The organism is Mariniflexile jejuense (assembly GCF_042675665.1).
Lineage (GTDB): Bacteria > Bacteroidota > Bacteroidia > Flavobacteriales > Flavobacteriaceae > Mariniflexile > Mariniflexile jejuense.
In genome coordinates this window covers 1-785 of the sequence record NZ_JBHTJI010000004.1, presented here as the reverse complement: position 1 = coordinate 785, position 785 = coordinate 1, and the positions used below count along the sequence as shown (strand labels likewise).

1 protein-coding gene is annotated in these 785 nt (G+C 31.3%); it reads left to right on the top strand.

Annotation, left to right across the window (positions count from 1 at the left end):
- Positions 1-312 precede the first annotated feature (312 nt).
- Positions 313-528 (top strand): hypothetical protein, encoded by a 216-nt coding sequence (locus ACFQ1R_RS11380; protein WP_379926343.1) that lies wholly within the window; start codon positions 313-315, stop codon positions 526-528.
- Positions 529-785: the final 257 nt, after the last annotated feature.

Sequence of the window (785 nt, the reverse complement as noted above, 5' to 3'; positions counted from 1 at the left end):
TATACATAAACGTTGTGTTTAATTAAAAACCACCTACACATGAGTAAAGACGAGAAGCATTAGCAATTTAAAAATATAAAAATAGAGAGAGGTCGCCAGTAGATAAAGATTTCTATTTAGTGTTATGTTCAGGATTCCCTCGTAAGGGATGCGAAAACTGTTCGGACTTTTTAGCTCGTAGCAACAAGCCCTTTAAACATTACTTAGTTTGAAATATTTACAAACCTCTCTCTTATTATGACTGACCAAATCAGTGCGCAACTGTTGCGTGCGACTGACAAATTAAACGTTAACTAATTAAAAATAAAAAATATGAGATTTATTAAAGTAACAGCAACACCATGTGACGGTAATGGACAATCTTTAAGAGGTGGCATACCATCAAAAACATTTAAGTTAAACATAGACCTTATTGGAGGAATTGACAATGATACTATAATGTTAAAAGGCGGTGAAATCATTAGATTAGGCAGTAATTGGTTTAAAGAATTTCGTCTTTCAAATCAAGCATACATGAACAATTTATGACTAACGACGACTTAATTTGATTCATAATATTATAAAAACAAGTCTCTATCTGATTAAAAGTATAACCATCTAAGTCTTTTATGATTTTTCTTGATAATTCATCTATTTTTACATTATCATCATCACCTAGGAAAACTTGAGCTTTGGACATGTGACTAAAACTAAACACAACACCGTATAAAAATAATGCGCTACGATGTTATAGGTTATGAACGTGACTTTTTTTAATTGGCGCACTATTCTTATACCAATTCGTT

Excerpts from the sequence above, each read along its gene's own strand:
- ACFQ1R_RS11380 (WP_379926343.1), top strand. The coding sequence starts at position 313 with ATGAGATTTATTAAAGTAACAGCAACACCATGTGACGGTAATGGACAA.